The 227-nt window shown below is 75.8% G+C and carries 1 protein-coding gene; it reads right to left on the bottom strand.

What is annotated here, in order from left to right; translation table 11 throughout:
• Positions 1 to 227, bottom strand: a 227-nt coding sequence (locus IG88_RS40060; protein WP_037837607.1) for a ketoacyl-synthetase C-terminal extension domain-containing protein, incomplete at both ends; no start/stop codon positions are given.

The following is a 227-nucleotide window of genomic DNA, read 5'->3' as shown; positions in this document are numbered from 1 at the left end:
CTCGGCGGCAAGGTGGTCCCGCAGCCGCACGGCCTGCGCACGCAACGCCTCCTCGCTCCGACCGGAGATCACCCACGGGACGACCGGCGGAGCGGCGAGCGGAGCCGGGGAGCCGGCGGGGGCCGCCAGGTGCCCGTTCCGAGGGGGCTGCTCCAGGATCACGTGGGCGTTGGTGCCGCTGATCCCGAACGACGACACACCCACCCGACGCGGCCGACCCGTCTCCG

The sequence above is a fragment of the Streptomyces sp. NRRL F-5650 genome (genome assembly GCF_000721365.1).
GTDB classification, from domain to species: Bacteria; Actinomycetota; Actinomycetes; order Streptomycetales; family Streptomycetaceae; genus Streptomyces; species Streptomyces ardesiacus.
The sequence above is the reverse complement of the archived record's forward strand: the minus strand, read 5'-3'. Positions and strand labels throughout refer to the sequence as shown.